12 protein-coding genes are annotated in these 12,573 nt (G+C 71.7%); 6 read left to right on the forward strand and 6 right to left on the reverse strand.

The features are described 5' to 3' along the window. Positions 1-49: 49 nt before the first annotated feature. The 5 genes from ACRWND_RS10755 to ACRWND_RS10775 all read right to left on the reverse strand — a co-directional run bounded on the left by ACRWND_RS10755 (position 50) and on the right by ACRWND_RS10775 (position 5,152). Positions 50-1,705 carry an FAD-dependent monooxygenase gene (locus ACRWND_RS10755; RefSeq protein ID WP_431948453.1) on the reverse strand — a complete coding sequence of 552 codons (1,656 nt, stop codon included), beginning with the start codon at positions 1,703-1,705 and terminating at the stop codon, positions 50-52. Positions 1,706-1,810: 105 nt separating this feature from the next. Continuing rightward, on the reverse strand, positions 1,811-2,659 hold the full coding sequence (locus tag ACRWND_RS10760) for an amino acid ABC transporter permease (RefSeq protein ID WP_431948455.1): 849 nt from the start codon (positions 2,657-2,659) through the stop codon (positions 1,811-1,813). Continuing rightward, positions 2,656-3,303 carry an amino acid ABC transporter permease gene (locus ACRWND_RS10765; protein WP_431948457.1) on the reverse strand — a complete coding sequence of 216 codons (648 nt, stop codon included), beginning with the start codon at positions 3,301-3,303 and terminating at the stop codon, positions 2,656-2,658. The genes ACRWND_RS10760 and ACRWND_RS10765 overlap by 4 nt, the downstream gene beginning before the upstream one ends. A 111-nt stretch (positions 3,304-3,414) precedes the next feature. Continuing rightward, positions 3,415-4,335: a glutamate ABC transporter substrate-binding protein gene (locus ACRWND_RS10770; protein WP_431948459.1), complete on the reverse strand. Its 921-nt coding sequence runs from the start codon at positions 4,333-4,335 to the stop codon at positions 3,415-3,417. A gap of 40 nt (positions 4,336-4,375) precedes the next feature. Then, positions 4,376-5,152 (reverse strand): amino acid ABC transporter ATP-binding protein, encoded by a 777-nt coding sequence (locus ACRWND_RS10775; protein ID WP_431948461.1) that lies wholly within the window; start codon positions 5,150-5,152, stop codon positions 4,376-4,378. Positions 5,153-5,440: 288 nt separating this feature from the next. On the opposite strand from ACRWND_RS10775, the gene ACRWND_RS10780 reads away from it, so the two are divergent. Both ACRWND_RS10780 and ACRWND_RS10785 read left to right on the forward strand, forming a co-directional pair. After that, entirely contained in the window at positions 5,441-6,148 is a 708-nt protein-coding gene (locus ACRWND_RS10780; protein WP_431948463.1) for a response regulator transcription factor, read from the forward strand. Positions 6,149-6,162: 14 nt separating this feature from the next. Beyond that, the gene (locus ACRWND_RS10785; protein ID WP_431948465.1) at positions 6,163-7,551 is read left to right on the forward strand and encodes a sensor histidine kinase; all 1,389 of its coding nucleotides are present in this window, start codon (positions 6,163-6,165) and stop codon (positions 7,549-7,551) included. On the opposite strand, the gene ACRWND_RS10790 is transcribed toward ACRWND_RS10785, so the two are convergent. Beyond that, positions 7,526-8,293: a GntR family transcriptional regulator gene (locus ACRWND_RS10790; RefSeq protein ID WP_431948466.1), complete on the reverse strand. Its 768-nt coding sequence runs from the start codon at positions 8,291-8,293 to the stop codon at positions 7,526-7,528. The two genes, ACRWND_RS10785 and ACRWND_RS10790, sit on opposite strands and share 26 nt — an antisense overlap. Before the next feature lie 272 nt (positions 8,294-8,565). Between ACRWND_RS10790 and ACRWND_RS10795 the strand changes: the two genes are divergently transcribed. From ACRWND_RS10795 to ACRWND_RS10810, 4 genes are read left to right on the forward strand one after another with little or no spacing between them, the layout of a single operon-like run. Further along, the gene (locus ACRWND_RS10795; RefSeq protein ID WP_431948467.1) at positions 8,566-9,726 is read left to right on the forward strand and encodes an ABC transporter substrate-binding protein; all 1,161 of its coding nucleotides are present in this window, start codon (positions 8,566-8,568) and stop codon (positions 9,724-9,726) included. Positions 9,727-9,734: 8 nt separating this feature from the next. Then, positions 9,735-10,634 carry an ABC transporter permease gene (locus ACRWND_RS10800; protein WP_431948468.1) on the forward strand — a complete coding sequence of 300 codons (900 nt, stop codon included), beginning with the start codon at positions 9,735-9,737 and terminating at the stop codon, positions 10,632-10,634. Beyond that, positions 10,622-11,458 (forward strand): ABC transporter permease, encoded by an 837-nt coding sequence (locus ACRWND_RS10805; RefSeq protein ID WP_431948469.1) that lies wholly within the window; start codon positions 10,622-10,624, stop codon positions 11,456-11,458. The genes ACRWND_RS10800 and ACRWND_RS10805 overlap by 13 nt, the downstream gene beginning before the upstream one ends. Before the next feature lie 7 nt (positions 11,459-11,465). Further along, entirely contained in the window at positions 11,466-12,557 is a 1,092-nt protein-coding gene (locus tag ACRWND_RS10810) for an ABC transporter ATP-binding protein (RefSeq protein ID WP_431948470.1), read from the forward strand. Positions 12,558-12,573 lie beyond the last annotated feature (16 nt).

Genomic DNA, 12,573 nt, shown 5'->3' on the forward strand with positions numbered 1-12,573 from the left:
ACGGGTCCTGGACGGGTGTGCGAGCGGAGCCCGGCCAGGGCACGGACGGTCAGTGCGGCACCCGGTCCTGGACCGGGGTCGGCGGGCCGCCGCGGGCAAGGTCGGCGTAGGCGTACAGCTCGGTCGGGCGGCAGCCGGTCATCACCGTCACCAGATGGCCGTCCGGGCGGATCAGCAGCACGCTGTGCGCCGTCGACCCGGGATAGGCCTCCGCGACGAGCAGTTCCGCCGTGGTGGGCAGAGCCGCCACCGCCTTGGCCAGCCGGGGCATCAGGCCCGCGGTGAGCCAGTGCCGGCTCTCCCACACGCCGGTGCCGGGCGCGACCAGGACGACCAGCAGGTCCCGTCCGAGGCGCTCGTACAGGCGCGCTCTGGAGCCGTCCAGTGCCGTGACGGGGACGTCCACGACCGCACCGCCCACTGGAGTGGCACAGGACCCCAGGAGAGGTGACGGCGCGGCCGCCGAGGAGGCCGAGGTCGCCGCGCCCGAACCGCGGGGCGCGGGCAGAGCGAGCGGTGAGCGGGCGTACACCGGCGCAGCGCCGAGCGGGCCCCGGCCGAGGTGGCCGTCGGTGAGCAGTTCGGCGTGCCGCCGGGCGGAACCGGACAGCACGGAGCGCCGCACCGTGTGCCAGACACCTCCGGCCCGCAGCAGCGGCAGCACTTGGTCGGTGGCCCGCAGCCGGGCGCCCACGGCGCCGCGCCGTTCGGCCTGGTAGCTGTCGAGCAGGGTGTCCGAGGCCCCGTGGTGCCAGGCCAGGGAGAGCTTCCAGGCGAGGTTGTCGGCGTCGCGCAGGCCCTCCTCCAGGCCCTGCGCGCCCAGCGCGCCCATGAGGTGCGCCGCGTCGCCCGCCAGGAAGACCCGTCCGGCGCGCCAGCGCCGGGCCAGCCGCTGGTGCACCGGGTACTCCGAGGAGCCCAGCAGTTCATAGGAGGGCACGCTTCCGCACCAGGCCATGAGGGTCCCGCGGATGCGTGAGACCAGTTCGTCGGAGGTGAGCGGCCCGCCGCGTGCGGGAAGCAGCCAGTCCAGGCGCCACACCCCGTCCGGCAGCGGACGGGCCGTCACCTCGGTGCCCGCGCCGGGCCCCGGCGGCTCGCGGTGCAGCAGCGCCACGCCCTTGTCGGGCAGCGCCACCCGCAGGGCGGCCACGGCGTGCCGGTCGACGGCTGTGCGGCCGGGGAAGCGCACCCCCAGCAGCTTGCGTACGGTGGACCGCGGGCCGTCGCAGCCGATGAGATGACTCCCGCGCCACCAGGTGGCGTTGGCGCCCTTGGTGCGGACGCTGACGCCCCGGTCGTCCTGCTCGACGGCGTCGACGCGTGCCCCGGGGACGATCCGTGCCAGCGCCTGCTCGGCGAGGGCTTCCCGCAGCCCGCGCTCCAGGTGCTCCTGCCCGATGTGCAGCGGGGAGGGGCCCTGCCCACCGGACGCCGGGTCGCCGAACTCCACGCGCACGACCTCCTGCCGGCGGCGCAGCGTCCGCCACGCCTCCCAGGTGGCGCCCGACGCGTGGAGTCCGCGATGGCCCAGCCGGACGAGCAGTCCGGCGGTCTCGGGACTCAGGACGGCCGTGCGTTCCGCGGAGAGCGAGGGCGCGTGGTCGTGTTCGCCCAGCACGATGCTCGGCACGTCGTGCCGAGCCAGGCAGAGCGCGAGGGCGAGCCCGACCGGGCCCGCCCCCGCGATGATCACCGGGTCCACTGCGCGGTCCCGGGAAGGTGTGCGGTCACATTGCGTATGCAACCTACTGCGCGTGCCCGCGTCAAGTGACCACACCCGTCGTGCGGTGGTGCGCCTGGCGCACCGTCACTCCGCCGCGGCCTCCACCGCCTTGATGTCCCCGGCCTTCGGCGGCGCGCCCTTGCGGCTGCGCCGGCCGCGGCGCTCGATCCAGTTGGCCAGGGAGCTGAGGGCCAGGCACATCAGGATGTAGATCGGCGCCACGATGATGATCATCGGGATGAAGGGGAAGCCCGTGCTGTTCTTGGCGATGAGGTTGCCCACGTAGAGCAGTTCCTCGTACGTGATGATGTAGCCGAGCGAGGTGTCCTTCAGGGTGACCACCAGCTGGCTGATGATCGACGGCAGCATCGCCCGGACCGCCTGGGGGATCAGCACGAAGACCATGACCTGCGTCTTGCGCAGGCCGATGGCGTAGGCGGCCTCGCGCTGCCCCTTCGGCACGGCGTTGATGCCGGCCCGGAAGATCTCGGCCTGAACGGAGCCGTTGTAGAGCGTCAGGCCGATCACCAGCGCCCACAGCGGGGCGGTGGTGAAGAGGCCCACGTACAGCGCGAAGATCATGATCAGCAGCGGCATCGCGCGGAAGAACTCCACGATGACGGTCGCCACCCACCGCACCGGGGCGTGGTCCGACAACCGGCCCGCCGCCAGCGCGGCGCCCAGCAGCAGCGAGAAGACCGCCGCGAGCGCGAAGGCCTTCAGTGTGGAGACGAGACCGTCGACGAGGCGCTGCTGGATGTCGGTGTACTGGAAGGGCTCCCACAGGTACGCGGCGAACTGCCCGGAGTCGTCCAGCCGCCGGTAGACGAACCACAGCAGGGCGAGGATCGCGAGGGCGGCGATCGCGCCGACGATCCGGTTGCGAGCCCTGCCCCGGGGGCCGGGTGCGTCGAAGAGGACGTTCGCGCTCATCGGGCCACCGCCAGCCGGTTCTCGAGCAGTCGGAAGACCGCGCTGATGAAGAGGGTGATGACCAGGTAGGCGACTGCCACCCAGATGAAGGTCGCGAAGATGTCGAAGCCGTTCTCGCTGAGCTCTTTCTGCACGCTGAACAGCTCGGTGACGCTGAAGCCACCGGCGATGGCGGAGTTCTTGGTGAGCGCGATCAGCAGGCTGCCGATCGGCGGCAGCACCGTCCGGGTGGCCTGCGGCAGGATGATCAGCCGCAGGGTCTGGGCGAAGGTCATCCCGAGGCTGCGGGCGGCCTCCGCCTGCCCGAGCGGGACGGTGTTGATGCCCGAGCGCACGGCCTCGCAGATGAACGCCGAGGTGTAGCAGCTCAGGGCGAGCACGGCGAGCCGGAAGAAGCTCCAGGTGTTCAGCCCCAGCCGGGGGAGCACCAGCACCGCGATGAAGAAGAGCAGGGTCAGCGGGGTGTTGCGCAGCAAGGTCACCCACGCCGCGCCGAAGGCGCGCAGGGGCGGCACGGGGGACACCCGGAACGCGGCCATGATCACCCCGAGCACCAGGGCGATCGCCCCGCTGAGCGCGGTCAGCTCGACCGTGCCGAGGAACCCCTCGCGGAAGAGCGCGAAGTTGTCCAGCAGTACGTTCATCGATTCTCCGAAAGGGGTGCGCCGACGGCCGCTCCGGGCCGCCGGCGCATCAGGCTCGGGCTGTGCCGGGGAGGAAGGTCGGGACCCGGGTCAGGCCGGGTCCCGACCGCTTCAGGACTGGAGCTGCGGGATCTCGGCGCTCACGCCGGACTTGCCGAGCGTGGCGTCGTACGCCTTCTTCCAGTCGCCGTTGTCCTCGTGGTTCTTCAGGGCGTTGGTGACCGCGTCCTGCATGACCTTGTCGTCCTTGAGCAGGCCCACGCCGTAGGGCTCCTCGGAGAACGGCTTGCCGAGGACCTCGAGGTTGGCCGGGTCCTGGGCGGCGTAGCCCTTGAGGATGGCGTCGTCGGTCGTCACCGCGTCCACCTGGCCGGAGAGGAGGTTCTGCACGCACAGCGAGTACGAGTCGTACTCGACCGGCTCGGCGCCGTAGCCGCCCTCCTTGATGCGCTGGATGGAGGTGGAACCGGTCGCCGAGCAGACCTTCTTGCCCTTGAGGTCGTCCGTGCTCTTGATGTCGCCGCCCTTCTTGACCAGGAGGTCCTGGCCCGCGACGAAGTAGGGGCCGGCGAAGGAGACGACCTTCTTGCGCTCGTCGTTGATCGTGTACGTGCCGACGTAGTAGTCGACCTGGCCGCCGGAGATGGCGGTCTCACGGTTGGCCGACTGGATCGTCTTGAACTCGATCTTGCTTTCGTCGAAGCCGAGGTCGGCGGCGATCATCTTGGCGATCTCGATGTCGAAGCCGGAGTACTTCTTGCTGCCCGGGTCCTGGTAGCCCAGGTTCGGCTGGTCGGCCTTGACGCCGACGACGAGCTTGCCGTTCTTCTTGATCCGGTCCCACGTCTTCGAGCCGGCCAGGTCCACACCGGTCTTGACGGTGTAGGCGGGCAGCGCGGCGGCGGGCGCGCTGCTGGAGGCGCCCTTGTCGGTGGAGCCCGAGGAGGGCGAGCCCTCCTTGCCGCACGCGGTGGCGGTGGCGGTCAGTGCCAGGACGGCCAGAGCGGCGGCGGCAGTGGTCTTGAACCTCATCGTGATCATCCTTAGAGTCGGCGAACCGTCGGTGTCGCTCTCAGTGGTGAAGGATCTTCGAAAGGAAGTCCTTGGCCCGGTCGCTCCGGGGGTTGCTGAAGAACTGGTCGGGCGTCGCCTGCTCGACGATCCGTCCGTCCGCCATGAAGACGACGCGGTTGGCGGCGGACCGGGCGAAGCCCATCTCGTGGGTGACGACAACCATCGTCATACCGTCGCGTGCGAGCTGCTGCATGACCTCCAGCACCTCGTTGATCATCTCCGGGTCGAGCGCCGAGGTCGGCTCGTCGAAGAGCATCACCTTCGGCTCCATCGCCAGCGCCCGGGCGATCGCCACGCGCTGCTGCTGGCCACCGGAGAGCTGCGCCGGGTACTTGTCCGCCTGGCTGCCCACGCCTACCCGGTCCAGCAGGGCGCGGGCGCGTTCCTCGGCGGCCTTCTTGCCGACCTTGCGCACCTTGATCTGGCCGAGGGTGACGTTCTCCAGGACCGTCTTGTGGGCGAAGAGGTTGAAGGACTGGAAGACCATGCCTACGTCGGCGCGCAGCCGGGCCAGCTCCCTGCCCTCCTGGGGCAGCGGCTTCCCGTCGATCGTGATCTTGCCCGAGTCGATCGTCTCCAGGCGGTTGATCGCCCGGCACAGCGTCGACTTGCCCGACCCCGAGGGGCCGATGACGACCACCACCTCGCCGCGGCCGATGCTGAGGTCGATGTCCTGGAGCACGTGGAGCGCGCCGAAGTGCTTGTTCACGTCCTTCAGTACGACCAGGTCGTCGGACGCCGGCACGGCGTCCTCGGTCACCGGGACTTCGGTCATCGGCGTGTGCTCCATCCTCGTCGGTTGACCAGACCTTGGTGATCACCCTATTGACGCTTGGTAAACCGAGTCAGCACATCTGAGGGGAACTTGAGCATTACGATCCGGTCACCGACTGGCGCAAAAGGCGCACTGTGGGTGAGCCCGGCCGGTTGCCGCAGCGTACCGGCTCAGTAACAGTCACCGCGCGGGCCCGGGCGGCGCTTGACGCGAACGTGGCCCATCGGCGTGTATTCGGGGGAGCACGACCGACGGGGCGTGCGGGGCCGAGCCGTGGGAGGTCACCGGATGAGGCTGCTGCTCGTGGAGGACGACCACCGGGTCGCCGCCGCGCTGTCCGCCGTGCTGGCCAAGCACGGGTTGCAGGTCACGCACGCCCGCAGCGGCGAGGAGGCGCTGCACGCGCTGCTGCCCGACCACGGGCCCGGCTTCGACGTGGTGCTGCTCGACCTCGGCCTGCCCGACCAGGACGGCTTCGAGGTGTGCAGTCGCATCCGGGTGCGCACCGCCGTTCCCGTGATCATGGTGACCGCCCGGGCCGACGTGCGCTCCCGCATCCACGGCCTCAACCTCGGCGCCGACGACTACGTGGTGAAGCCGTACGACACCGGGGAACTGCTCGCGCGCATCCACGCCGTCTGCCGTCGCAAGGCGCAGTCGGTGCCGGCGGAGGCCGTCGCGGAGGGCGCGCGGACGCCCGGCGTGATCGCACTCGGCCCGGTCCGGGTGGAGTTGGCCACCCGCCAGGTCACCGTCGGCGAGGATCCGGTCGCACTGACCCGCAAGGAGTTCGACCTCCTCGCGATGCTCGCGCAGCGGCCGGGTGTGGTCTTCCGCCGTGAGCAGATCATCACCGAGGTGTGGCGCACGAGTTGGGAGGGGACGGGGCGCACGCTGGAGGTGCATGTGGCGTCGCTGCGGTCCAAGCTGCGTCTGCCCGCCCTGATCGAGACCGTGCGCGGGGTCGGGTACCGCCTCGTCGTGCCCTCTTCCTAGGAGACCGCCCTTCCGTGCGTACCCGGCTGCTGCCGCTGCTCATCGTGCTGATGGCCGGTGTGCTGCTCGCGCTCGGCTTCCCGCTCGCCGCCAGCCTTGCCACCGCCGAGCAGCAGCGGGTCGTCGTCGACCGCATCGACGACACCGCGCGCTTCGCCGCGCTCGCGCAGTACGTCAGCACCGACGGCGGTGGCGAACGGGAGGCCACGCTGCGGGCGGAGATGCTGCAGTATCACGACGTGTACGGCATCAGGGCCGGCGTCTTCGACCGCGACGGCAAGCCGATCACCTCCGCCCCGTCCGGCTGGACGCTGCCGACCGGCGGCGAGGCCTTCACCGCGTACCGCGAGGCCCTCGCCGGGCGGCGCAGCCACGACGCCGGGCAGATCTGGCCCTGGCAGCACCGTTCGCTGCCCGTCGCCTCCCCGGTCGTCCGGGACGGGGACGTCGTCGCGGTGGTGCTCACCGACTCGCCGGCCGGCGCCATGCGCTCGCGCATCCTGCGCGGCTGGCTGCTGCTGGCGGCCGGGGAACTGGCCGCGATGGCCGTGGCCGTCATGGCCGCCTTCCGGCTGACCGGCTGGGTGCTGCGCCCGGTGCGGATCCTGGACCGGGTCACCCACGACATCGCCACCGGCCGCATGAAGTCCCGGGTGGCGGTCTCCGGAGGGCCGCCCGAGCTGCGGCGCCTGGCGCGTTCCTTCAACGAGATGGCCGACAACGTCGAGGAGGTCCTCGACCAGCAGCGGGCTTTCGTCGCCGACGCCTCCCACCAGTTGCGCAACCCGCTGTCCGCACTGCTGCTGCGGATCGATCTGCTGGCCCTGGAACTGCCCGACGGCCACGCGGAGGTCGCCTCGGTCCGGGAGGAGGGCAAGCGCCTCGCCTCGGTCCTGGAGGACCTGCTGGGCCTTGCCACCGCCGAGCACGCGGAGGCCAACCTCGCTCTGACCGACATCGCCGCCCTCGCCGCCGAACGCGTCGAGGCATGGCGGCCGGTCGCCGAGCGCGACGGCGTGGAACTGCGCTACGGGGGCGCGGCCGCCGTGACCGGCTGGGCAGACCCGGTGGCGCTGTCCAGCGCCCTCGACGCCGTGATCGACAACGCCGTGAAGTTCACGCCGAGCGGTGAACGGGTCACGGTCACCACCGCACCGCGGGGCGGCCCCGGCGCCGTCGACGTGACGGTCTGCGACGGCGGCCCTGGCCTGACCGAGGACGAACTCGTCCGGATCGGCGACCGCTTCTGGCGCAGCCCCCGCCACCAGAACGTCGACGGCTCGGGCCTGGGACTGTCCATCGCGCGGGTCCTGCTGGCCCAGGGCGGGGGCCGCATCGCCTATGCCCCGAACGAGCCCTACGGGCTGCGGGTCACTCTCACGGTGCCGCGCACGGCTCCCTGAGCCCGGGGCCGGCCTGGCGGGCCAGGGGGTTGGAGCCGATGGAGTTGTGGATGCTGAAGTTGACGGCGTCGGAGCGGTAGCGGTCGTCCGACCACTCCACCGGGCGGCCCTGACGGGTGGTGGTGACCCGGCGGACCCGCAGCAGCGGGCTGCCGCGTCGCACGCCCAGCAGTGCGCTGTCCCGGGTACCGGCCGCGACCGCGTCGATCAGGTGCTCCCCGTAGGCGAAGACCAGACCGGTGTCGTCGTACAGCCGCTGGGTGACCGACTCGCAGTCCGGCTCTATGCGCAGCACGGCCGGAGCGATCCAGTCGGCGTAGGTCGTGCGCTCCACCAGGACGCGTTCACCGTCCAGGCCGCGAACCCGCAACACGTACAGGACGTCGGCGCCCGCGCGCAGGTGAAGGCGGGTGGCGTCCTCGGCGGTGGCAGGCCGGGTCTCGGTGTGCACCACGGCGCCGGTTGCGGCGCGGCCCATGGCCCGCGCCCACTGGGCGAAGCTGCGCAGCTCCGCGAAGCTCTGGCTGCGCCGGCTGGCCAGCACGACCCGGCGGGCGCCCTGGCGGGAGCCGATCAGCCCCTCCGCGGTCAGCGCGGCGACCGCCTGGCGCACGGTGCCGCGGGAGACGCCGTAGCGGGCGGCCAGTGCGGTCTCCGCGGGGAGCAGGGCGCCGACCGTGTACTCCTCGTCGTCTATGGCCCGCCGGAGCTCCTCGGCGATCTGCTCATGCCGCGCCGCCACCGCGCCCCCTTCTGTTCAACCGCAATCTGCGCACAACACCGCTCAGCGTAGACGAGTCGGGCGACGGTCGCTCGCGGGGCTGCGCGGCGGCCGGACATCTCCGCCGGCTCCGTGACGGAAGAAGGGACGACCGCCCTCTGCGGGCTCGTCCCGGTTAGCCCGCCGTTCACGGACAGGCCATCGGAGCACGGCCTACTGAGAGCCAACTTGTTCGGACAAGTCGAATTGCTCGCCGACCTCCCAGGACCCGACTTCCCCCTCAGGAGACTTCCGTGCCCGCGTCCCTTCCGAAGGCGGCAGCCCTCGCCGCCGGCCTCGCCGTGACCGCGCTGGCGCTCAGCGCATGCGGCTCGGCTCCCACCACTCAGACCACCACCGGCGGAAAGAACGGCACGAGTGCGGCCACCGCGACCTCTGCCGAGGAGTTCGGCGGCATGGACGCGTTGATCGCCGCCGCCAAGAAGGAGGGCACGCTCAACGCGATCGCCCTGCCCCGCGACTGGGCGAACTACGGCGCGCTGATCGACGGCTTCACCAAGAAGTACGGCATCAAGGTCCAGGTGGAGAACCCCGACGGTTCCAGCCAGGACGAGATCAACGCCGTCACCTCCCGCAAGGGCCAGGGCCGTGCCCCCGACGTCCTCGACCTCGGCACCTCCTTCGCCATCAGCGCCGCCCAGCAGGGTCTGCTCGCCCCCTACGAGGTCGCCGCTTTCGACGGCATCCCCGCCGCCCAGAAGGACGCCCGGGCCCGCTGGTACAACGACTACGGCGGCTACGTCTCCATCGGGTGCGACGCCAAGCGCGTCAAGAACTGCCCGACCTCCTTCGCCGATCTCCTCAAGCCCGAGTACAAGGGCAAGGTCGCCCTCAACGGCAACCCCACCAAGGCCGCCTCCGCTTTCGGCGGCGTCTTCGCGGCGGCGCTCGCCAACGGCGGTTCCCTCGACGACATCCAGCCCGGCCTGGACTTCTTCGGCAAGCTCAAGAAGAACGGCAACTACAACCCCGTGGAGTCCACCCCGGCCACGATCGAAAAGGGTGAGACCCCGATCAGCATCGACTGGGACTACCTCAACGCCGGCTACGCCGAGGAGTTCGCCGGCAAGGGGGTGGACTGGAAGGTCTCCGTCCCGACCGACGGCCAGTACGCCCAGTTCTACGCCCAGGCGATCAACAAGGACGCCCCGCACCCGGCGGCCGCCCGCCTGTGGCAGGAGTACCTCTACAGCCCCGAGGGGCAGAACCTCTGGCTCGCCGGCTTCGCGCGCCCCGTCCTGATGCCCGCCATGGACAAGGCCGGCACCCTCGACAGGACCGCCGCCGCCAAGCTCCCCGCGGTCACCGGCACCCCGTCCTTCCCGACCGAGGACCAGCAGGCCAAGGCCAAGGAAGTGCTGGCCCAGGGCTGGGGCAAGGCCGTCTCCGGATGACCGGCCCGATGACCGCCACCGAGGCGCCCGTCGCCGCCACTGCCGGGGCCGCCGCCCCGGCGCGGCGGCGGCGCTCGGCCGGCCGGCTCGCGGTGCTCCCGCTGCTCGTCTTCGTGGCGATCGGCTTCGGGGCCCCAGCGGTCGCCATGCTGAACGGCGCCTTCACCGTCAAGGACCCCGCGAGCGGGGCCTCCTCGTACACCACGGCGAACCTGACGGCCTCACTGCAGGGCGCTTACCTCACCGCCCTGTGGGGCAGCGTCAAGCTGTCCGCGGTCTCCGCCGCCATCGGCGCGTTGCTCGGGCTGCTGCTCGCGCAGGCAGTGGTGACCTCGCGGTACCGCGCGCTGCGCGAGGCCGTGCTCACCGCCTCCGGTGTGCTCGCCAACTTCGGCGGTGTGCCCCTGGCCTTCGCCTTCGTGGCCACCCTGGGCAACTCCGGCGTGCTCACCCGTCATCTGGGCCTCGCGGACCACGGATGGAGCCTCTACAGCTTCTGGGGCCTGGTCATCGTCTACCTCTACTTCCTCATCCCGCTCATGGTGCTCACCGTGACCCCGGCGCTGGAGGGGCTGCGGGTCCAGTGGCGCGAGGCGGCCCAGAACAACGGCGCCACCAACGCCCAGTACTGGCGGCACGTGGCCCTGCCCGTGCTGGCCCCCGCGCTCCTCGGCGGCCTGGTGCTGCTCTTCGGCAGCGCCTTCGCCGCCTACGCCACCGCCGCGGCGATGGTCGGCAGCTCGGTGCCGCTGGTCACGCTGCAGATCGCCGACGCCATCTCCGGCAACGTCCTGGTCGGGCAGGAGAACGTCGCTCTCGCTCTCAGCCTGGACATGGTCGTCGTCGCCGGCCTGGTCATGGCGGTCCATCTGCCCCTGCAACGACGGAGCGCGCGATGGCTGGTCTGACCCGAGCACCGTTCCGGCCCGGGCGAAGCCTCGTCCTCGCGGGCGCCGGTCTCTATTTCCTGCTGCCGCTGGCGGCCTCGATGGTCTTCACGGTCGACGTCCCCGGCGAAGGCGTCACCTTCGACGCGTATGGGCAGATCCTGGGTGCCGAGGGCTTCACCTCCAGCCTGCTTCTCTCTCTGGAGCTGGCGGCCGCCACCATCGCCGTCGTCCTGCTGCTGATGGTCCCGGCCATGGTGGGCCTGCGGCTGTCCGCGCCCCGGCTGCGCCCGGTGGTCGAGATCGTCTGCTCGCTGCCTCTGGTCGTGCCGCCGATCGCGCTGGTCGCCGGGGTGAGCAGCGTTCTCCGCTGGGGGCCCGAGCACCTGGCCAGTACGCCGCTGTACCAGACCTTCGTGGCCGTACAGAACCCCTCCTTCCCGGTCGTCCTCGTCCTCACCTACGTCGTGATGGCGCTGCCCTTCGTGTACCGCGCCCTGGACGCCGGACTTCGGGCGGTGGACGTCCGCACCCTGGTCGAGGCGGCCCGCTCCTGCGGCGCCGACTGGCCGCGCGCGCTGGTCCGGGTCGTCCTGCCCAACCTGCGCGGGGCGCTGCTGAGCGCCTCCTTCCTCACCCTCGCCCTGGTGCTCGGAGAGTTCACCGTCGCCCAGGTGCTGGGCTTCCAGCCCTTCGCGGTGTGGATCGTCACGGTCAGCGGCTCGCAGGCCCAGCTCTCGGTGGCCGTCTCGGTGCTCAGCCTGCTGGTCACCTGGGCTCTGCTGCTCGTCCTGGCCGCCGTCGGCGGACGCCGTCCCATCTCGCGTACCGACTCCCGGAAGTGACGAAGACATGACCGACACCGTCCCTGCCCCGGCCGACGCGGCCCCGGCCGTGCCCGGCGGCGCCACCGTCGAGTTCCGGGCGCTGCGCCGCGCCTTCGGCCCCACCACCGCCCTCGACGGGCTGGACCTGACCGTCCGGCCCGGTGAACTCCTCGCCCTGCTCGGTCCTTCCGGTTGCGGGAAGACCACCGCGCTGCGGATGCTCGCCGGCTTCGAGCACCCCGACTCCGGTCAGGTGCTGGTCGACGGCAAGGACGTCACCAGGATTCCCGCGCACCGCCGGGACGCGGGCATGGTCTTCCAGTCCTACAGCCTCTTCCCGCACCTGAGCGCCGCCGACAACGTCGCCTTCGGGCTGCGCATGCGCAAGGTAGGCGCCGCCGAGCGGCGCGCCCGCGCCGCCGAACTGCTGGAGCTCGTCGGCCTGCCGGACCACCGGGACCGCTACCCTCACCAGCTCTCCGGCGGCCAGCAGCAGCGCGTGGCGCTCGCCCGCGCCCTGGCGCTGCGGCCGCGCGTCCTGCTCCTGGACGAGCCGCTCAGCGCGCTGGACGCCAAGGTGCGCACCGCCTTGCGCGAGGAGATCCGCCGCCTGCAGCGCGAACTCGGCATCACCACGCTCTTCGTGACGCATGACCAGGAGGAGGCGCTGTCCATGGCGGACCGCGTCGCCGTCATGAGCGCCGGGCGGCTGGAGCAGTGCGCCGCCCCCGCCGAGCTGTACGGCCGCCCCGCCACCGCCTTCGTCGCCGAGTTCGTCGGCACCAACAGCCGTCTGCCGGGCCGGCTCGTCGGCGACGGCCAGGTCGAGGTCCTCGGCCGGCGACTCCCCGCCCAGGGCGATCTGGCCGCCGGCGCCGAGGTGGACGTCCTCGTCCGGCCCGAGGCGGTGCGCGTGAACGCCGACTCCGACGGCGACGCACGTGTCGTGGCGGCCTCCTTCCTGGGCGCCGTCACCAGGGTGACCGTGCGACTGGCCGACGGCACCCCGGTCAAGGCGGACCTGGCCGGCGACGAGGCCGCCGCCCTGCCGCCGGGCGCCCTCGTCACCGTGTCCCTGCCCGACCGTCCCGTCCTGGTCACCGCGCGCGCCGTCTGACCGGCTGCACCGCCGG

Origin of the sequence: Actinacidiphila sp. bgisy167 (genome assembly GCF_965342175.1) — a bacterium.
GTDB lineage: Bacteria > Actinomycetota > Actinomycetes > Streptomycetales > Streptomycetaceae > Actinacidiphila.

Bases quoted from the DNA above. Each gene is read 5' to 3' on its own strand.
- ACRWND_RS10760 (WP_431948455.1), bottom strand. From the start codon at position 2,659: ATGAGCGCGAACGTCCTCTTCGACGCACCCGGCCCCCGGGGCAGGGCT.
- ACRWND_RS10765 (WP_431948457.1), bottom strand. From the start codon at position 3,303: ATGAACGTACTGCTGGACAACTTCGCGCTCTTCCGCGAGGGGTTCCTC.
- ACRWND_RS10770 (WP_431948459.1), bottom strand. From the start codon at position 4,335: ATGAGGTTCAAGACCACTGCCGCCGCCGCTCTGGCCGTCCTGGCACTG.
- ACRWND_RS10775 (WP_431948461.1), bottom strand. From the start codon at position 5,152: ATGACCGAAGTCCCGGTGACCGAGGACGCCGTGCCGGCGTCCGACGAC.
- ACRWND_RS10780 (WP_431948463.1), top strand. From the start codon at position 5,441: ATGAGGCTGCTGCTCGTGGAGGACGACCACCGGGTCGCCGCCGCGCTG.
- ACRWND_RS10800 (WP_431948468.1), top strand. From the start codon at position 9,735: ATGACCGCCACCGAGGCGCCCGTCGCCGCCACTGCCGGGGCCGCCGCC.
- ACRWND_RS10805 (WP_431948469.1), top strand. From the start codon at position 10,622: ATGGCTGGTCTGACCCGAGCACCGTTCCGGCCCGGGCGAAGCCTCGTC.
- ACRWND_RS10810 (WP_431948470.1), top strand. From the start codon at position 11,466: ATGACCGACACCGTCCCTGCCCCGGCCGACGCGGCCCCGGCCGTGCCC.